17 protein-coding genes are annotated in these 18148 nt (G+C 73.9%); 13 read left to right on the top strand and 4 right to left on the bottom strand.

Going from position 1 to position 18148, the window contains the following annotated elements; all coding sequences use genetic code 11:
• Positions 1-86 precede the first annotated feature (86 nt).
• From pafA to Pme01_RS10295, 3 genes are read left to right on the top strand one after another with little or no spacing between them, the layout of a single operon-like run.
• The gene (pafA, locus tag Pme01_RS10305) at positions 87-1445 is read left to right on the top strand and encodes a Pup--protein ligase (protein WP_168114482.1); all 1359 of its coding nucleotides are present in this window, start codon (positions 87-89) and stop codon (positions 1443-1445) included.
• Positions 1446-1469: 24 nt separating this feature from the next.
• The gene (locus Pme01_RS10300; RefSeq protein ID WP_168114481.1) at positions 1470-2270 is read left to right on the top strand and encodes a hypothetical protein; all 801 of its coding nucleotides are present in this window, start codon (positions 1470-1472) and stop codon (positions 2268-2270) included.
• A gap of 15 nt (positions 2271-2285) precedes the next feature.
• Positions 2286-3521, top strand: coding sequence for a multidrug effflux MFS transporter (locus tag Pme01_RS10295; protein WP_168114480.1), 1236 nt, complete (start codon positions 2286-2288; stop codon positions 3519-3521).
• 124 nt (positions 3522-3645) lie between these two features.
• Here Pme01_RS10295 and Pme01_RS10290 read toward each other — a convergent pair whose 3' ends face one another.
• A complete protein-coding gene (locus Pme01_RS10290) occupies positions 3646-4740 on the bottom strand; it encodes a DUF3866 family protein (protein ID WP_168114479.1) in 1095 nt (364 codons plus the stop codon).
• A gap of 95 nt (positions 4741-4835) precedes the next feature.
• On the opposite strand from Pme01_RS10290, the gene Pme01_RS10285 reads away from it, so the two are divergent.
• From Pme01_RS10285 to Pme01_RS10260, 6 genes are all read left to right on the top strand, one after another.
• Positions 4836-5828, top strand: coding sequence for a helix-turn-helix transcriptional regulator (locus tag Pme01_RS10285; RefSeq protein ID WP_168114478.1), 993 nt, complete (start codon positions 4836-4838; stop codon positions 5826-5828).
• A 91-nt stretch (positions 5829-5919) separates the two neighbouring features.
• The gene (locus tag Pme01_RS10280) at positions 5920-6876 is read left to right on the top strand and encodes a helix-turn-helix transcriptional regulator (RefSeq protein ID WP_168114477.1); all 957 of its coding nucleotides are present in this window, start codon (positions 5920-5922) and stop codon (positions 6874-6876) included.
• 50 nt (positions 6877-6926) lie between these two features.
• Positions 6927-7184: a hypothetical protein gene (locus Pme01_RS10275; RefSeq protein WP_168114476.1), complete on the top strand. Its 258-nt coding sequence runs from the start codon at positions 6927-6929 to the stop codon at positions 7182-7184.
• A gap of 138 nt (positions 7185-7322) precedes the next feature.
• Entirely contained in the window at positions 7323-7577 is a 255-nt protein-coding gene (gene tatA, locus Pme01_RS10270; RefSeq protein ID WP_168114475.1) for a Sec-independent protein translocase subunit TatA, read from the top strand.
• Between the two features lie 10 nt (positions 7578-7587).
• Complete coding sequence (tatC, locus tag Pme01_RS10265) at positions 7588-8565, top strand: twin-arginine translocase subunit TatC (protein ID WP_168114474.1); 978 nt, start codon at positions 7588-7590, stop codon at positions 8563-8565.
• Between the two features lie 28 nt (positions 8566-8593).
• Complete coding sequence (locus Pme01_RS10260; protein ID WP_168114473.1) at positions 8594-9535, top strand: diacylglycerol kinase; 942 nt, start codon at positions 8594-8596, stop codon at positions 9533-9535.
• Between the two features lie 46 nt (positions 9536-9581).
• Here the strand turns inward: Pme01_RS10260 and Pme01_RS10255 are convergent, their stop codons facing one another.
• Complete coding sequence (locus Pme01_RS10255) at positions 9582-10358, bottom strand: HAD family hydrolase (protein ID WP_239088127.1); 777 nt, start codon at positions 10356-10358, stop codon at positions 9582-9584.
• Positions 10359-10450: 92 nt separating this feature from the next.
• Here Pme01_RS10255 and Pme01_RS10250 point away from each other — a divergent pair, with 92 nt between their 5' ends.
• Entirely contained in the window at positions 10451-13279 is a 2829-nt protein-coding gene (locus tag Pme01_RS10250) for a DEAD/DEAH box helicase (RefSeq protein WP_168114471.1), read from the top strand.
• A 405-nt stretch (positions 13280-13684) separates the two neighbouring features.
• Positions 13685-15166: a hypothetical protein gene (locus Pme01_RS10245; RefSeq protein WP_168114470.1), complete on the top strand. Its 1482-nt coding sequence runs from the start codon at positions 13685-13687 to the stop codon at positions 15164-15166.
• Between the two features lie 25 nt (positions 15167-15191).
• Here Pme01_RS10245 and Pme01_RS10240 read toward each other — a convergent pair whose 3' ends face one another.
• Entirely contained in the window at positions 15192-16115 is a 924-nt protein-coding gene (locus tag Pme01_RS10240) for a 5'-3' exonuclease (RefSeq protein WP_203935526.1), read from the bottom strand.
• Between the two features lie 269 nt (positions 16116-16384).
• On the opposite strand from Pme01_RS10240, the gene Pme01_RS10235 reads away from it, so the two are divergent.
• Positions 16385-16825, top strand: a complete 441-nt coding sequence (locus Pme01_RS10235) for a DUF6325 family protein (RefSeq protein WP_168114469.1) — start codon at positions 16385-16387, stop codon at positions 16823-16825.
• Positions 16826-16879: 54 nt separating this feature from the next.
• Positions 16880-17173, top strand: a complete 294-nt coding sequence (locus Pme01_RS10230) for an SHOCT domain-containing protein (RefSeq protein ID WP_203935525.1) — start codon at positions 16880-16882, stop codon at positions 17171-17173.
• Positions 17174-17244: 71 nt separating this feature from the next.
• On the opposite strand, the gene Pme01_RS10225 is transcribed toward Pme01_RS10230, so the two are convergent.
• Entirely contained in the window at positions 17245-17712 is a 468-nt protein-coding gene (locus Pme01_RS10225) for a DUF7144 family membrane protein (RefSeq protein ID WP_168114468.1), read from the bottom strand.
• Positions 17713-18148 lie beyond the last annotated feature (436 nt).

The following is an 18148-nucleotide window of genomic DNA, read 5'->3' as shown; positions in this document are numbered from 1 at the left end:
CGCCGGCGACGAGATGAGAAAAATCGGCCTTGATCCGACCCGCCTCGCTACGGCATGAACGCGCCCTCGGCGGCTAATGTCTTTCCATGGACCGGCGCATCTTCGGACTGGAGACCGAGTACGGGGTCACCTGTACCTACCGCGGGCAGCGGCGGCTGTCCCCGGACGAGGTGGCGCGTTACCTTTTCCGTCGGGTCGTGTCGTGGGGACGTTCCAGCAACGTGTTCCTGCGCAACGGCGCGCGGCTTTACCTGGACGTCGGCTCGCATCCGGAGTACGCGACTCCGGAGTGCGACTCAGTTCCCGACCTTGTCATGCACGACCGTGCCGGCGAGCGCATCCTCGAGGGGCTGCTCGTCGACGCGGAGAAGCGCCTGCACGACGAGGGCATCGCGGGGGAGATCTACCTCTTCAAGAACAACACCGACTCGGCCGGCAACTCGTACGGCTGCCACGAGAACTTTCTCGTCAGCCGGCACGGGGAGTTCGGGCGGCTGGCCGACGTACTGATTCCCTTCCTGGTCACCCGTCAGCTCATCTGCGGCGCCGGCAAGGTGCTGCAGACGCCGCGGGGAGCCGTGTACTGCCTGTCCCAACGCGCCGAGCACATCTGGGAGGGCGTCTCGTCGGCGACCACCCGGAGCCGGCCGATCATCAACACCCGGGACGAGCCGCACGCGGACGCCGAGCGGTACCGGCGGCTGCACGTCATCGTGGGTGACTCGAACATGAACGAGGTGACGACGCTGCTCAAGGTGGGCAGCGCCGACATCGTGCTGCGGATGATCGAGGCCGGCGTGCCGGTACGCGACCTCACCCTGGAGAACCCGATCCGGGCTATCCGGGAGGTCAGCCACGACATCACCGGGCGGCGCAAGGTACGGCTCGCCAACGGCAAGGAGTGCAGCGCGCTCGACATCCAGCAGGAGTACTTCGCGCGGGCGACCGAGTTCGTCGAGCGGCGCGGCTCGGACGCCGCCACCAAGCGGGTGGTGGACCTGTGGGGCCGGGTGCTGCAGGCGGTCGAGAGCGGTGACCTGTCCGGCGTGGACCGCGAGATCGACTGGGTGACCAAGCTGCGGATGATCGAGGGGTACCAGCGCAAGCACGACCTGCCGCTGTCGCACCCCCGGGTGGCCCAGATGGACCTCGCGTACCACGACCTGCGTCGCGGTCGTGGGCTGTACGCCCTGTTGGAGAAGCGGGGTGCGGTCGACCGGGTGGCTACGGACGTGGAGATCTTCCAGGCCAAGGAGACCCCGCCGCAGACCACGCGGGCCAGGCTGCGCGGTGAGTTCATCCGGCACGCGCAGGAGCGGCGCCGCGACTTCACCGTCGACTGGGTACACCTCAAGCTCAATGACCAGGCACAACGAACGGTGCTCTGCAAGGACCCGTTCCGGGCCTACGACGAACGGGTCGACCGCCTGATCGCCAGCATGTGACCGGCCGGTAGGCTCGGCGGCGCGATGGCACCCGACGAACCAGCCGCCGAGCTGACGCCCGCGCCGCCGGCGTCCGCGCACGCGTCCTCCGTGTCCCCGCAGGCGTCGCAGCCACCTCCGGTGCCGCCTGCGGTGGCCGAGTCGCGGGTGGCGAACGAGGCTGCCGATCCGGTCGACCGGGTGCTCGCGCGGGCCCGGGCGCTGACCGCCACCCGCTCCCAGCGGGTCCGCCTCGGTCTCGGCGGCGGGGCCCTCGCGCTGCTCGCGCTGGTCGGCTTCGTCTCCTGCGAGGCGGGCGCGCCCGGCGACGCCACGGCACGCCCGGCCTTCAGCGCGGCCGCGGAGCCGCCCGACCCGGTGGCGGTGCTGACGCCGGGCCCGGCGCCTACCACCGACGGCTGTCACGGCGCCGTCACCGCGGCGCAGGCGTCGAAGGCGGCCGGCTTCCCGGTGACCGCGGCCGGCGGTGACGCCGCGGCGGCCGTCCGGGTCTACGCCCAGGCGGCACGCGGGCAGGGGCTGGATGCCACCGTCCAGCTGTGCCCGTTCTCGGGCGCCGGCGGCGACCAGGTGTACGTCATGACGATGACGTTCCCCAACACCGCACAGGCCGAGCGGATGTACGCCGGTACCGGCGCCGGACAGGTCGCGGCGAAACCGGTCACGGGCGTCGGGGACGCGGCGACCAGCGACGGGGCGCAGACGTTGCTGGCCCGGCGGGGGCGCAGCCTGGTGCTGGTCTACCTGGTCCGGCCGGCCGACCCGCGCGGCGACCACAGCGGGGCGCTGCGGGCGCTCGCGCTGGCCGCCCTCGGCAAGGCCTGAGCGGGCCCGGGCCCCATGACGACGGAGACGACGCAGACGCGGGTACGGCGGCCGGGGGTGCTGCTGGTCCTCCTCGGGACCGTGACCGGCATCGGGCCGTTCTCGATGGACATGTACCTGCCGGCGTTGCCCCACATCGGAGACGAGTTCCACGCCGGTCCGTCCGGGGTCCAGCTCACCCTCACCGCCTGCCTGGTCGGGCTGGCGGTCGGCCAGCTCCTGATCGGCCCGCTGAGCGACCGGTGGGGCCGGCGCCGCCCGGTCCTGGCCGGCCTCGGCCTGTACGCGGTGACCTCGCTGCTGTGCGCCGTGGCCCCGTCGGTCGGCGCGCTGACCGCGGCCCGGCTGGGCCAGGGCGTGGCCGGCGGCGCGGCCCTCGTGATCGTCCGCGCCGTGGTACGCGACCTGTACAGCGGCGCCGCCGCGGCGGCGTACTTCTCACGCCTCATGCTGATCTTCGGTGTCGCGCCGGTCGTCGCGCCGAGCCTGGGCGGACTGGCCCTGCGGGTCACGGGCTGGCGGGGGATCTTCGTCATCCTCGCCGCGATCGGCGCGCTGGTCCTCGCCGCCGCCGTCGTCGGGCTGCCGGAGACGCTGCCGCCGGAGCGCCGGTACGCCGGTGGGCTGGCGCAGACGCTGCGCGGCATGCGGGCGCTGCTGCGCGACCGCGGGTACGTCGGGTACGTGCTCGCGCTGGGCCTGGGCGGCGCCGGGCTGTTCGCGTACATCGCCGGCTCGTCGTACGCGCTACAGCGGGTCTACGGCGCCTCACCGCAGCTCTACGGCCTGTTGTTCGGGCTGAACGCGCTCGGGTTCGTGTTCGTCGGCCAGCTCAACGGCCGGCTGGTGCGCCGGGTGCCGCCCCGCCGCCTGCTCGCGATCGGGTTGGCCGTCCTGGTCGGCGCCGCGGTCGCGTTCCTGCTGGTGACGCGCTGGCACCAGCTGGCTGCCGCGGCGGTACCGCTGTTCGTGTTCATGTCCGTCTTCGGCCTGGTGTTCCCCAACACCACCGCGCTGGCGCTCGACCTCCACCCCGAGCGGGCCGGTGCGGCCTCGGCCCTGCTGGGTGCCGGGCAGTCGCTGTGCGGCGCGATCATCGCGCCGCTGGTCGGCCTGGCCGGTGCGGGCAGCGCGACCCCGATGGCGCTGGCGATGACGGTGTCGGCGGTCGGTGGGGGGCTCGCGTTCCTGACCGTCGCCGGCCGCGCGTACCGTGACCCGGCGCGCCGGGAGACGGTGGCGCCCAAGTAGCGCGCGACGGCGGCGCGGCACACCAGCAGCCGTGTCACCAGGTCAAGCGGTGTCACCCGGTCACAGGTCGCCGCGTCCGCGCTCGCCCGCATGTCGGTGCGGCCACCGCAGCTGGCCGGTCGGTTCAGGTACTGGGCCCGGCCGCTCGGAGCAGCGACGCGGCGTGCCGACCGGCCGCGGCGGCGGCGAGGAAGTACGTGTGGTCGGCGTCCAGGTCGCGGCCCATCGTCGACAGCTTCACCGGCAGGGCCCGCAGCGCATCGTCGAGCCCGTCCAGCGGCACCGTCACCACCCGATGGCGGTGCCGCAGCGGTTCGAGGGCCGTGTCGACGCCGAGGGCGGGGTCGACGCCGGCCGGTACCACCAGGTCGGCCGGTGCCAGGGCGACCCGGCCGTACGCGGTCAGGCTGTGGTGCGACACCCCGTAGTGGCGGGCGCGAGGGTCCGCGGCGGAGATCCGCAGCGATCCGACCGGCCGGCCCGACAGCGCGGCCACGGCGTTGACCGCCTCGCCCACGGCGACGCCGGAGAAGCCCCAGGGGGTGCCGGTACCGAGGTTGCCCGGGCCCTGCGCGACGACCGCGACGTCGGCGCGCAGGACGTGGCGGGCCGCGAGCAGGCCGGTGTGCACGTTGCTCGCCTCCAGATCGCCGCCGAAGGCCTGCCCGGCCGTGACCACGCCGGCGAGCCGGTCGGCGAGGGCGTCCAGGGTGCGGGAGAACCAGGCGGGCAGCGCGCCGCCGTCGGTCATGACGTACCCGATGCGCGCGTCCGGCCGGTCGGCGTGCACGCCGGCGATCACGGCGGGCAGCGCGGAGTGCAGGTCGGCGATCACCACCGGCATCCCGTCGACCGAGTCCGCCGACGCGAGGACGGCGCGGTGCGGCGAGTCGTCCTCGTCCGCGGCCAGTACGACCGCCTGCAGCGGCGTGTAGCGGGCCTTCACGACGTGCCCGGGCCGGTCGGCGTCCGCGGGCAGCCGGTCGGGCAGCGCGACGACCAGGGCGTACCCACCGGTACCGAGGCCCAGCGCGAGCGCGTTGAGGTTGAGCAGGACGCGGTCGCCGACCTCCGGCTCGCCGACCAGCACCGGGTAGGCCAGTGCCCGTACCCCCGCCGGGTCGCCGGGTCGGCGCGGCTCCACCGCCACGTCGAGCTCGACCGCCCCCCGCCAGCGTCGACGCAGCCCGGTCACGGTGCCACGCCGCCATCGGATCACCGTGCCACGCTAACGCACCGGTTGCTCGCACTGATGTTCGGATTCGACCCGAAGGGGACCGGCATTGAGCCGCTGACGCTGCTAGCGTCGCTAGCGTGTCGCGCAGCCGCACCGAACGCCTCGTCAACCTGGTCATCTGCCTGCTGTCCACCCGCCGCTTCCTGACCGCGGCGCAGATCGCCGCGACCGTGCCCGGCTACGAGCACGATCCGGACGATCCGCGCGATCACGAGGCGTTCCAGCGCAAGTTCGAGCGGGACAAGGCCGAGCTGCGTGATCTCGGGGTACCGCTGGAGACGGGCACCGCCAGCGTCTTCGACACCGAACCGGGCTACCGCATCGCCCCGGGTGAGTACGCCCTGCCCGACATCCACCTCGAACCCGACGAGGCGGCCGCCGTGGGTATCGCGGCGCGCACCTGGCAGCACGCCGGCCTCGCCGCCGCCGCGTCGTCCGCGCTGGCCAAGCTTCGTGCCGCCGGAATCGACGTCGACCGGCAGGCCACCCTCGGCGTAGAGCCGGTGGTCCGGGTGGACCCGGCGTTCGAGCCGCTGACCGGCGCGGTGCGCGACCGGCAGGCGGTCACCTTCGACTACCGGACGCCGTCGGACGACCAGCCCACCACCCGGCGGCTCCAGCCGTGGGGGGTGGTGTGCTGGCGTGGCCGGTGGTACGTGGTCGGGCACGACCTGGGGCGGGACGCGCCCCGCTGCTTCCGGCTCTCCCGGGTGGTCGGCGACGTGCGGCGCGTCGGCGCGCCCGCTGCGTACGAGCCGCCCGACGTCGACCTGATCAGCTACGTGGCGCGCTGGTCCGGCCCCCGGGAGCGCACCTGCCGGGCGACCGTGCTGGTCGCCGAGGGGCGGGGCGCCGGCATCCGCCGGTACGCCGAACAGGTGGTCCCGGGCGAGGACGGTGACCGGGTGGTGCTCAAGTACGCCGACGCCGAGGGGCTGGCCGCGTGGCTGGTCGGCTACGGTGCGGACGTCGTGGTGCTGGACCCGCCGGAGGTGCGCGACTTCGTGGTGAAACGGCTGCACGAGATCGCCGCGGTGCACCCGGTGGCGCAGCAGGAGGTGAGGGCATGACCGGGCGGAGCGAGGCGTCTGTGGCCGAGCGGAGCGAGGTCATCCGGAGGCTCAGTGTCGGCGCTCGCGGCGCCGAGCGGAGCGAGGCGTCGTGAGCGGGTCGGCGGACCGGCTGTCCCGGCTGCTCAACCTGGTGCCGTACCTGCTGTCCCGGCCCGGCATCGCGGTCGCCGAGGCGGCCGGCGACCTCGGGGTCACCGAGCGCCAGCTCCGCGACGATCTCGAGCTGCTCTGGGTGTGTGGCCTGCCTGGGTACGGGCCGGGTGACCTCATCGACATGGCGCTCGACGGGGACCGGGTCACGATCACCTACGACGCCGGCATCGACCGGCCGCTGCGGCTGACCCGCGACGAGGCGCTCGCCCTGGTGGTGGCCCTGCGGCTGCTCGCCGAGACGCCCGGGGTGGGGCACCGGGACGCCATCGAGCGGGCCCTTGCCAAGATCGAGAGCGCGGCCGGGGACGAGGCCGGCCCGCCGGTCACGGTGCGGCTGCCGGGCGACCCTGACCGGCTCGGCGCGCTGCGCGGCGCGGTCGAGCGTCGGTGCGCGCTGCGTATCACGTACTACACGGCCGCGCGGGACGTGACCACCGACCGGGTCGTCGACCCGATGCGGGTACTCGTCGTGGGCGACCGGGCCTACCTGGAGGCGTGGTGCCGCCGGGCCGAGGCGGTACGGCTGTTCCGGGTGGACCGCATCGACGCCTTCGCCGAGCTGGCCGAGGTGGCGGCGCCGCCATCGCGGGCGCGCCCGACCGACGTGCGCGACGGGGTCTTCCACGCCACGCCCGACCAGCCGCTGATCACGCTGCGGGTCAGCCGCGGCGCGCGGTGGATCACGGAGTACTACCCGTGTGAGGAGGTCCGTGACGAGCCCGGTGAGCACTGGTTGGTCTCGCTGCGCGCCTCGGACCTGGGGTGGGCCCGCCGGCTGGTGCTCGGACTGGGCCCCGACGTCACGGTGGTCGGGCCGCCGGAGCTGATCGAGACCGTCGGCGCCGAGGCCCGTACCGCGCTGGCAGGGTACGAGGAGCCGGTCGGGTGCTGACCGGCGCGCGTGCCGTGCGATCCGGCCCATCGACGTACTAGAGTCGGCACGTGATCTGGTTTCTCGTCGTCATCCTCGTGGCCGGCCCGCTGCTCGCCCTGGCGGTGACGGCCGTCCCGCTGGTGCGCCGGCTCGGTGAGGCGGGGATCGCGGTGCGTCGGCTGGGCCTGCGGGTGGCCGAGGCGCAGCGGCTGGTGCCGGCGGTGACCGCCCTGCAGCAGCGCGCGGAGCAGATGCAGCGCGACCTGGCGGCCGTCCAGGACAAGGCAGCCGGAGCGCGGAAGGATCGGCAGTCGACGGGCCGGTGAACACACCGCCCACCGCTTGACGATGCGGGCTTCTTGATCGAAACTTCATCGCCGGCCTCCGGGAACCGGCCTGGGGTGAGCGCGCAAACGCACGTACGATGAGCGCGACGGTGACGACAACTGCGAGGTGGCTTTCCAATGGGTGCACTACGACCGTGGCACATCGCCATTCTGGTGGTGGTCCTGATTCTGCTCTTCGGGGCGAAGCGCCTGCCTGACGCCGCCCGCGGGCTCGGCCGTTCGCTGCGCATCCTCAAGGCCGAGACCAAGGGCCTGGCAGACGACGACGTCAACGCGAAGTCCGAGGCGCAGAGCGGCCGCCAGCCCCTGACCCAGTCGGACGACGACCGGCCGAGCCACGTGGACCCGGTCGAGCGGGTTCGCGACAAGTAACCCGTACGTCGTGGCGATCACCCTCCGACGTCGAAGCAAGGCCCAGTTCGGCCGGGCCGCCGACGGCTCCATGACGCTCATGGAGCACCTGCAGGAGCTGCGCGGCCGGCTGTTCAAGGCGTCGCTCGGCGTGCTCGCCGGGTTCGCCGTCGGCTGGTTCCTGCTCGCCGGCTGGGCCCTGCGCACCATCCAGGAGCCGTACTGCGAGCTGATGGCGCGTAGCTTCATCCGCGACCACCCGGGCAAGCCGGTACCGCAGTGTCCGTTCGTGCAACTCGGCCCGACCGACGTCTTCGTCCTCCAGATGAAGATCGCGCTGTGGGTGGGGCTGATCGTGGCGGCTCCGATCTGGCTCTACCAGCTCTGGGCGTTCATCGCCCCCGGCCTGCACCGCAACGAGCGCCGCTGGGCGTACGTGTTCGTGGGTCTGGCCGCGCCGCTGTTCGCCGGCGGCGCCGTGCTCGCCTACTACATCGTGGCGACGGGTCTGGAGTTCCTGCTCCAGTTCACACCGGCGAACGTCACCACCACCCTTGAGATCACCAGGTACGTCGACTTCGTCACCAACCTGATGCTCCTGTTCGGGGCGGCGCTGGAGTTCCCGCTGGTCGTGGTGTTGTTCAACGTCACCGGCCTGGCCAGCGCCAAGCGGCTGCTGAGCTGGTGGCGAATCGCGGTGTTCCTGTTCTTCGCGTTCTCCGCGATCGCCACGCCCACGCCCGACCCGTTCGGGATGACGGCACTGGCGCTGGTGCTCACGGCGCTGTACTTCGCCGCGGTCGGGTTCGCCTTCGCCAACGACGCCCGCCGCAACCGCCGCCGCGTGGTGGAGTTCGGCAACGTCGGCGACGACGAGATCTCGCCGCTGGAGCAGGACCTGGAGCCGGTCGAGCGCGGTGAGCCGGTCGCCGGAGCGTCCCCGATCGACGCGCCCACGCCGGTCTCCCGGCCGAAACCGCTCGACACCCGGTACGACGACTTCACCTAGGCGGGGACGCCGCCGTACGCTGCCGGCCATGACCGACAGCCCAGCGCCCGTCCGTGACGTGAACGACCCCGGCCGTACCGGCGAACTCGCCGTGCTGGCCAACCCGGCAGCCGGCCGTGGACGCCTCGGCCGGCTGCTACCGGACGTCATGGCGCGGCTGGCCGCCGGTGGCGCACGGGTGCGGCTGCTGGAGGCCCCGGACGCGGTGGCCGCCGAGGGCGCCTGCCGGGAGGCGGTCGCGGGCGGCGCCGCCGCGCTGGTGGCGGTCGGCGGCGACGGCACGGTGCACACCGCGCTGCAGGCGGTGGCCGGTACGCCGGTACCACTGGGCATCGTCGCGGCCGGTACCGGCAACGACTTCGCCGCCGAGGTCGGGCTGCCGGTACGGCCCCTCGACGCGGCCGAGGCGGTCGCCGACGCGTTCGCCGCCGGCCGTACCCGCACCGTCGACCTGGCCCACATGCGCGCCGCCGACGGCCGGACCCGCTGGTACGGGGCGGTGCTGGCGGCCGGGTTCGACGCGATCGTCAACGAGCGGGCCAACGCGATGCGCTTCCCGCGCGGCCCCCGCCGGTACGACGTGGCCATCGTGGGTGAGCTGGCCCGGCTGCGGCCCCGCCGGTACACCCTGCGCCTGGACGGGGTGGCGCACACCGTCGACGCCGTCCTGGTGGCGGTGGGCAACACCGCCAGCTACGGCGGCGGCATGCGGATCTGTCCCGCCGCGGACCCGACCGACGGGCTGCTGGACGTGGTCGTGGCGGGCGCGGTCGGCCGGCTGACGCTGATGCGGATCAAGCCGAGGGTCTACGCCGGCACCCACGTCGGGCACCCGATGGTGACCACGTTCCGGGCCCGCACGGTCGAGCTGGAGGGCGAGGGGATCGTCGGATACGCCGACGGCGAGCGGGCCTTCCCGCTCCCGGTCACGATCGACTCCGTACCGGGCGCGCTGACCCTGCTCGGGTAGGGGTTCGTTGCCGATCTTGGAGATCGGCAACGGGGAGATCAGAGGATCAGATGCCGGCGAGGTCGAGCACCGCGGCGGCGCCGCCCGCCGCGCCCGGCGGGGCGGCCGGGATGATCAGCGCCCGGCAGCCGGCCCGCACCGCCCCGGCGTCGGCCGGGGTGTCGCCCACCATCAGCGTGAGCTCCGGGTCGGCGCGCAGCAGGCCGCAGGCGCGCTGGAAGATGGCCGGGTCGGGCTTGCAGTACCCGATCTCGTAGGAGAGGACGAACGCGTCGACGAGGTCGGCGAAGCCGAGCCGCTCGCAGATCGGCCGGATGTCGAAGCCGATGTTGCTGACCACCGCCACCGGGAACCCCGCGGCCCGCAGCGTCTTGAGGGTCGGCACCGTGTCGGTGTAGGCGACCCACCCGACGGGGTCGAGCAGCCGCTCGTACAGCGCCTCGGCGAGGCCCTCGATGCCGCAGTCCACGGTGGCGGCGAGGCCGGTGTAGGCCGCCCGGTGCGCGTGCTCGTACAGGTCGCGGTCGGCGTACACCTCCGCCAGCTGCGGCGGCACCCGGTACGGCGGCGGACCACCGGCCCGGCCGGCGGTGACGAGCCGGTCCGCGAGGACGGTCGCGCGTGGCCGCTCGAGGTCGACGCCGCAGGCACGGGCGGCCTGGACCACCCACGCCACCGGGTCCTCGACCTGCGCGAGGGTGCCGTGGAAGTCGAACAGCACGGCCTGGAGCGGGTCGGCGCGGAGCCGGCCGGGGCCAGGCGGGAGCGCGTGATCGGAGTGCGACTCGGGATGATCCTGAGGCGCTTCGGGACGGTCCGGCACGCCGTGCACCATACCGACCCGGCGGGGACCCGCTTCAGTGAACCATCGCCTCCGCCCGACAGCCCGTCATCTTCGTCCCCTAGCCTTAGGTTATGACCACCAGCCCCGCCGAGCGCTATGCCGCAGCCCGGCGGCGGGCCGCCGAGGTGGCCCGCTTCCCGGCACTCCACGAGTTCGCCGAGGGCCTCGGGTTCGCGCTGGACGACTTCCAGCGCGAGGCGTGCGAGGCGCTGGAGCGCGGCAGCGGCGTCCTGGTGTGCGCGCCGACGGGCGCCGGCAAGACCGTCGTCGGCGAGTTCGCCGTCCACCTCGCCCTGCGCGGCAACACGGTGGGCGCGGCGGCTGTGGGCACCGCGATCCTGCCCACCGAACCGCCCACCGAACCCGGTGGGGACGGCCGTGGGCTGATTCGCAAGTGCTTCTACACGACGCCGATCAAGGCGCTGTCCAACCAGAAGTACCACGACCTGGTGGAGCGCTACGGCGAGGAGCAGGTCGGCCTGCTCACCGGTGACAACGCGATCAACGGGGACGCCCCGGTCATCGTGATGACGACCGAGGTGCTGCGCAACATGCTGTACGCCGGCTCCGGCGCGCTGCACGGCCTGGCGTACGTGGTGATGGACGAGGTGCACTACCTCGCCGACCGGTTCCGTGGCCCGGTCTGGGAAGAGGTGATCATCCACCTGCCCGAGTCGGTCACCCTGGTCTCGCTGTCGGCCACCGTCTCCAACGCGGAGGAGTTCGCCGACTGGCTGGTCACGGTGCGCGGCCACACCGACGTGGTGGTCAGCGAGCACCGGCCGGTCCCGCTGTGGCAGCACATGCTCGTCGGCAAGCGGATGTTCGACCTCTTCCACGACCCGGAGGCGGCCGAGAAGCACGAGGTGCACCCGGAGCTGTTGCGCTACTCCCGGGAGATGGTGCGCCGGCTGGGCGAGTACGACGGCCGGGGCCGACCCGGTCGCGGCCGTCGCTGGCTGCCGCCGGCCCGTGCGGACATCATCGACCGCCTCGACCGGGAAGGCCTGCTGCCGGCGATCCAGTTCATCTTCAGCCGGGCCGGCTGCGCCGCCGCGGTGCAGCAGTGCCTGCAGGCGGGGCTGCGGCTGACCGGGCCGGACGAGCGCATCGAGATCCGCCAGCTGGTCGAGGAGCGCACCAGGCACATCCCCAGCGAGGACCTCCAGGTGCTCGGGTACTGGGAGTGGCTCGACGGGCTGGAGCGCGGGCTGGCCGCCCACCACGCCGGCATGCTCCCGGCGTTCAAGGAGGTCGTCGAGGAGCTGTTCGTACGCGGCCTGGTCAAGGCCGTCTTCGCCACCGAGACCCTGGCCCTCGGCATCAACATGCCGGCCCGCTGCGTGGTGCTCGAACGGCTGGTCAAGTACAACGGCGAGGCGCACGTCGACCTGACACCGGGGGAGTACACCCAGCTGACCGGCCGGGCCGGCCGGCGCGGCATCGACGTCGAGGGGCACGCCGTGGTGGTGTGGGCGCCCGAGGTCGATCCCCGACACGTGGCCGGGCTGGCCTCCACCCGTACCTACCCGCTCAAGTCCAGCTTCCGGCCCTCGTACAACATGGCCGTCAACCTCGTGGGCAGCGTCGGCATGACGGCCGCCCACGAGCTGCTGGAGTCGTCGTTCGCCCAGTTCCAGGCCGACCGGTCGGTGGTGGGCTTCGCCCGCCAGGTGCAGCGCAACACCGAGGCGATGCACACGTACCTCGAGGAGATGGCCTGCCACCTGGGCAACTTCGACGAGTACTTCGCGTTGCGGGTGGCGATCGCCGACCGTGAGCGCCAGCTGGCCCGCCAGGGCAAGGCACAGAAGCGCGCCGCCGCGGTCGAGTCGATCGAGCGGCTGCGCATCGGCGACGTGATCCGGGTACCGCACGGCCGTCGCGCCGGCCTCGCGGTCGTCCTCGACAACGGCAGCGCCGGGTTCGGCGAACCGCGGCCGCTCGTGCTCACCGAGGACCGCTGGGCGGGCCGGATCTCCTCGGGTGACTTCGGCGAGCCGGTCGAGCCGCTGACCCGGGTACGTGTACCCAAGCACTTCAACCACCGCTCCCCGCAGGCGCGGCGTGACCTCGCCTCGCTGCTGCGCTCGGAGGCCGGCGAGTTCGACGGCCACCGCCGGTCCCGCCGGTCGCGGAGCCAGGTCGGCGACGACGCGGAACTGGCCCGGCTGCGGGACCGGATGCGCCACCACCCCTGCCATGCCTGCCCGGAGCGGGAGGAGCACGCCCGCTGGGCGGAGCGCCGCTGGCGGCTGGCGCGGGAGAACGAGGCGCTGCAGGACAAGGTGAGCAGCCGTACCGGTTCGCTGACCCGTACCTTCGACCGCGTCTGCACCGTGCTCACCGAGCGCGGCTACCTGGTGCCGGGCGGCGAGGTGAGCCCGAACGGTCGCATGCTGGCGCGGATCTGGACCGAGGCCGACCTGCTCGTCGCGGAGTGCCTGCGCCAGGGCGTGTGGGCGCGACTGGACCCGGCCGAGCTGGCCGCGGCGGTCTCGGTGGTGCTGTACGAGTCCCGTCGGGAGACCGAGGACCGGGCCTCGGTGCCCCGCGGCGCACTGGCCGAGGCGGTCGACGACACGCTGAAGCTGTGGGCGGAGCTGGAGGCCGCCGAGTCCGCCCTCGGGCTGCAGCTCACCCGCGAGCCCGACCTCGGCTTCGTCTGGCCGATGTACCGGTGGGCGCGCGGCGAGCCGCTGTCGAAGGTGCTCGCCAGCGTCCACGGCATCGAGGGCGACATGCCGGCCGGCGACTTCGTGCGGTGGGCCCGTCAGGTGGTCGACCTGCTCGGCCAGGTCGCCGAGGCCGCCGGCGCCTCGGCGGAGATCCGCAAGACCGCGAGGCAGGCGATGGTCGCCGTCAACCACGGCGTGCTCGCGTACACCGCGATGGCCTGACGGTAGGAATCACGGCCGTCGATGACGGCGTGCCCGCCGCCGCCGCGATGGCCTGACGGTCGCCGTCGATGACGGCGGCCGGCTGGACCCGGCGCCGGGGGAGGTTCACCCCGCCAGGGTGATGAAGACGAACCCGCCCCGCTCCTACCGTTCTGGGCGTTGCGGGCGAACCGGCGATATGTCGCCGGCGCCCAGGTGCGGCAGTCCACGGGCGCGGGAAGGGGTACCTCCCCATGGGTGAGCGCTCTCTGACCACGAAGCGAGCTGGTTCGCCAGCTGAATCGACCGCGCGCGAGGACCTGCGGCCGCTGGTCGCGTCGGGGTCGGTGGCCGACGCGCGGCAGGCTGCGCCGGACCGTTTCCCGCAGACGTATCCCACCCCGTACCGGCAATGAAGGAGCGTTGATGGACCACTCACCCGCGCGGGCTGCCGTCCCGGCAGCCGCACCGGAGACCAGCGGCGATCACGCCCACTCCACGGGCGACGAGGCCGACCTGCAGACATACACCACATTCGACGGAGCGCTGCGCGGGTACGACCGGCGGCAGGTCAACAAGTACGTGACCCGCACCCAGCGGCGCATCGAGGAGCTGACCTCGGAGCTGACGACCACGCGCCGCAGCCAGCAGGTCCTCGCCACCCGCGTCGACGAGTTGGGCAAGGCGAGCGCGATGTGCACGTGCGACCCCAACAAGCCGGAGTCTGCCGTGGTCGGTGCCCGGCTGCGGCAGATCATCGAGATCGCCACCACGGAGGCGGACGACCTGCGGACCCGCACGGAGACCGAGACCCGGGCGATGCGCGAGGAGGCCGAGGCCTATCTGCGGGACGCCCGCCAGCAGGCGGAGCAGGCCACGTCGGCGCTCGAGGCCATGCTGGCGCACCGGCGGGCCGCCGAGGAGGCCGCGGTGGCCGAACGCCGCGCGGCCATCGAGAAGTGGGCCGAACGGCACGTCAGCGAGGCGCGCGAGACCGCCCGTCGGGTGATCGAACGCGCGGCGGCCGTCAGCGGTCAGGTGATCGCCTCGGCCCGTTGGCTGGTCGACGCGCTCGGCGCTCACCGGGACGCGCTCTCCGAGCAGCTCGGCGGCGTACAGCGCCGCATCGACGGACTGCCCTCGCTGGAAGCGGCCGCGGCGGTGCCCGGCGAGAACCTCACGCGCCTGCCCAAAGAGGACTTTCCTGCCCCCGACGTCAGTCGCGACGGTGCCAACCAGCCGGTACGCGCGGTCGTACGGGTGCCGACCGCGGCGGCCATGGCGGACGAGCCGCCGGCGGCCGACCGGCGGGAGGGGCGCAGTCGCGGCGGGGCCCACGCGGCCCGGCCGGCCGACGAGCCGGACACCCCCGTACCCGCTCAACCCCGAGTGCACGCGGCACCCGCCGAGCCTGCCCCGCGCGGAGCGCACGGCGCACCTGCCGAGCCCCCGGCCCGTCGCGGCGCACACGCCGCACCCGAGCCCGTCGCGCCGGACGGCGTCGTGCCGACACCGCCGGGTGGTGGTGTGCTGTTGCCACCACCGACGGGCGTCGCGGCTGTGCCGCCACCGCCGAGCGGCGGTGTCGCGGTGCCGGCTTCGCCCGGCGGCCCCGCTCTGCCGGCTCTGCCGGGCGGCGGTGTCGCGGTGCCGGCTTCGCCCGGTGGCCCCGCTCTGCCGGCTCCGCCCGGTGGCCCCGCTCTGCCGGCCCCGCCCGGTGGCCCCGCTCTGCCGGCCCCGCCCGGCCGTGGCGCGCCGCCCGCACCGTCCGGCAACGCCGTCCTACCGGGCATGCTGCCTCCAGCGCCCGCCGGCGCGTTGCCGCCGGCGCCGCCGCCCGACGCCGCGGCCCTCAACCGCACCTGGGCGCCGGTCAACCCGCGGATCGGGGGAGCGCATCGCGGCTGACCGGTCGCCGGCCGAGCGCGCGACGTCAGCGGTCGGCCGGTGGCTGCGCGGTCAGCGCGTCGACCGCGCGGCGCAGGGCTCCAGCGATGTTCCACTTCTCAGCGAGGGCGAGCAACCGCTCGCCCTCGGCGGCCACCGGCAGCCGGCCGTCGACCGGCGGCACCGCGGCCTCCCGGGCCACGCCTACCACCTCGGGCGCGACGGCCAGGTAGTCGCGGGCGGCGATCAGCTTCGTGCGCAGCCCCGGCGCGAAGCCCGACGCCGGGTCGTCGAGCGCGGCGAGGACGCCGTCAAGACTCCCGTACCGTTCGATCAGCCGGGCCGCGGTCTTCTCGCCGACGCCGGCCACCCCGGGCAGACCGTCGCTCGGGTCGCCGCGCATCGCCGCGAAGTCCGCGTACGCCGCCGCCGGCACCCCGTACTTCCCGCGGACCACCGCGTCGTCGTAGACCTCGAGCTTGGACACGCCCCGGCCGCAGTACAGCACGCTCACCGCGCGGTCGTCGTCGACCAGCTGGAACAGGTCCCGGTCGCCGGAGGCCACCTCGATCGGGCCGGGCTCGCGGGTGGCGAGCGTACCGATCACGTCGTCGGCCTCGTAGCCGGCCAGCCCGACCGCGGGTACGCCGAGCGCGTCGAGGACGTCCAGGATGATCGGTACCTGCGCCGACAGCCCGTCGGGGGTCTGCTCACCGCCGTCGGCGGCCAGCCGGTGCGCCTTGTAGCTGGCCAGCAGCGCCACCCGCCACGCCGGCCGCCAGTCGGTGTCCAGGGCGCACACCACGCGCCCGGGCTGCCGGGTACGCACCAGGGTGGCCAGCATGTCCAGGAAGCCCCGTACGGCGTTGACGGGCGTACCGTCGGGCGCGGTGACCGCCGACTCCGGGATGCCGAAGTAGGCGCGGAAGTAGAGGCTGGCCGTGTCGACGAGCAGCAGAGGTCGGCTCACGGCCGCCAGCCTAGTGACCGGCGCAGAGCCCGGCGGGCCCGACCGCCGGAAGACGCGGCCGGCACACCCCCGTCTCACCCGCCGCGGATGAACCGGGCCAGGCCCGGCGACGCCGGTCAGGGTGAGGGCGGTCCGGGCCGCCAGGTGGTCGAACGGGTGACGCATCCTCACCCGATCGAGGCCCACGATGCTTGGCAACGCCCCGGCCGACGGCCGGTGGGCGCGCGGACGTCCACGGCCGGTGGCCGCAGGAGAACAGGGAGCGGTAGATGGCGGGGATCGGTCCACTCGAGTTCCTGGTCGTGGCGTTTCCGGGCGAGGAGCTCCCGAACCGGGTCGGTTCCGTGCTGCGGGCGGTCGAAATCGGCGGTGACGTGCGGATCGTCGACGCTCTGGTGGTGACGAAGGACCGCGACGGCCACGTGCGCGGCGAGGAGCTCGCGGCGGTGGCGGTGCTCGCCGAGCTGGCCGCCGGGTACGGGTTCGACGAGGCCGGCCTCATCGACGCCGCCGACATCGACGAGGTCGGGCAGGCGCTTGACGCCGGGACCGCCGCGCTCGCCCTGCTCGTCGAGCACGGCTGGGCCCGCGGCGCCGGTGACGCGGTGCGGGAGCTGGGCGGGGAGCTGGTCGCGGCGGTGCGCATCCCCGACACGTGCGCGAGCGAGGCGCTCCGCCGCCGTGAGGGGTCCGGCCGCCCGGCCGGCTGACGACGGGTACACCGGTACGGGAGTCCGATGTAGACCACCGAGGAGAGGAGTCCCATGTCGACCCGCCGACACGGAGCGCCGCTGCTGCGCGGCGCGCTGAGCATCGGCCTGGCGCACCGCCGGGCGGAGGAGGCCGTCGCGGCACTGTCGGCGGGCTGGCTGACGCGCACCCGCCCGCAGCCGGTACCGCCGAGCCAGATCTCCACCCCGCCCTCCGTCGCGGGCGCCGGGGACGACGTGGTGGCCCAGCTCAGCCAGCTCGTCGACCTGGCCGAACGGGGCGTGTTGACGCCACAGGAGTTCGCCGCTGCGAAGGCGCGGGTACTGCGCCACGAGCAGTGGTGGTGACCCACAGCGGGTACCGGAACGGCGCCCGGGTCCAGCCCCCGGGCGCCGTAGCCGAGTCGGCGTGGCGGCCGTCAGGCCGCCGGCCGGGGCGTACCGGCACTGGCCGGTGTGGACGGTGCGGCGGCGACCGCGGGGCCGGCGGGCTGGGCCTCGGCGACCCTGTCCGGCCAGTGGACGGTCAACGCGAACAGCACCACCACATCCAGCGCGATCATGAGCAGCGACCAGACCGGGAAAGCCGCCAGCGCGGAGAGTTGGACCAGCGCGTGCAGCGCGATGAGGACCACCGCGGCGACGCGCGCCACCTCGCTGCGCGAGATCAGACCGAGGCCGACGGCGATGAGCAGCGCACCGGAGACCAGCGTCAGCACGCCCCACACGGTGAGGTTGACCACGACGAGGAGGCCCTCGTCGATGAAGCTGATCGTGCCCGTCATGAGGGCGGCCAGGCCCTCCACGATGTTGAACGCGCCGATCATCGTCAGCATGACGGTCGCGAAGCTGATCCAGCCGGACCACACGCTCGTGCGTTGGGTCATCCGCTGACCCCTCCTTCAAGGATCGCCGGATACCGGTTGCCCGGATGACACGGCCGGACTCGCCGGCGGGCCATGGCGCGTCGCGTGCGGCAGGAGCGGGCGGCGTTGTCGGCCGGTGAGCCGCCCGGCGGGTGAGTGTGCTACCTGTCGCGGCCCGCCTGGCGAGCCTTCCTCAGCGGCCACCTCCTCACCGTGTCGGTGCCAACCATGACGCCGTCGATCCTGGTGGGGGCCGGGGTGACCACACCTCACCTGTGCGGGGTGGTCGCGGCGCGTCATCGTGCCCGCGCCACGCGTAGTCCGGCCGCGGCGCGGGCGGGGGCGCCGCCGGGAGCGCATGATGGACCCCAGGGACCGAACGCCGACCGTACCGGGGACAGCGCCCGCCCGGCCCGGCATGCTTCACCTTCCCGGGGTGACGACGGATCACCTCCGC

The organism is Planosporangium mesophilum (assembly GCF_016863255.1).
Taxonomy (GTDB): Bacteria; Actinomycetota; Actinomycetes; order Mycobacteriales; family Micromonosporaceae; genus Planosporangium; species Planosporangium mesophilum.
Note: the sequence above shows the minus strand (reverse complement) of the source record. Positions and strands in the feature narration are given on the sequence as shown.

Coding starts and splice junctions, on each gene's coding strand:
- pafA (WP_168114482.1), top strand. CDS start 87: ATGGACCGGCGCATCTTCGGACTGGAGACCGAGTACGGGGTCACCTGT.
- Pme01_RS10300 (WP_168114481.1), top strand. CDS start 1,470: ATGGCACCCGACGAACCAGCCGCCGAGCTGACGCCCGCGCCGCCGGCG.
- Pme01_RS10295 (WP_168114480.1), top strand. CDS start 2,286: ATGACGACGGAGACGACGCAGACGCGGGTACGGCGGCCGGGGGTGCTG.
- tatA (WP_168114475.1), top strand. CDS start 7,323: ATGGGTGCACTACGACCGTGGCACATCGCCATTCTGGTGGTGGTCCTG.
- Pme01_RS10260 (WP_168114473.1), top strand. CDS start 8,594: ATGACCGACAGCCCAGCGCCCGTCCGTGACGTGAACGACCCCGGCCGT.
- Pme01_RS10250 (WP_168114471.1), top strand. CDS start 10,451: ATGACCACCAGCCCCGCCGAGCGCTATGCCGCAGCCCGGCGGCGGGCC.
- Pme01_RS10245 (WP_168114470.1), top strand. CDS start 13,685: ATGGACCACTCACCCGCGCGGGCTGCCGTCCCGGCAGCCGCACCGGAG.
- Pme01_RS10235 (WP_168114469.1), top strand. CDS start 16,385: ATGGCGGGGATCGGTCCACTCGAGTTCCTGGTCGTGGCGTTTCCGGGC.
- Pme01_RS10230 (WP_203935525.1), top strand. CDS start 16,880: ATGTCGACCCGCCGACACGGAGCGCCGCTGCTGCGCGGCGCGCTGAGC.
- Pme01_RS10225 (WP_168114468.1), bottom strand. CDS start 17,712: ATGACCCAACGCACGAGCGTGTGGTCCGGCTGGATCAGCTTCGCGACC.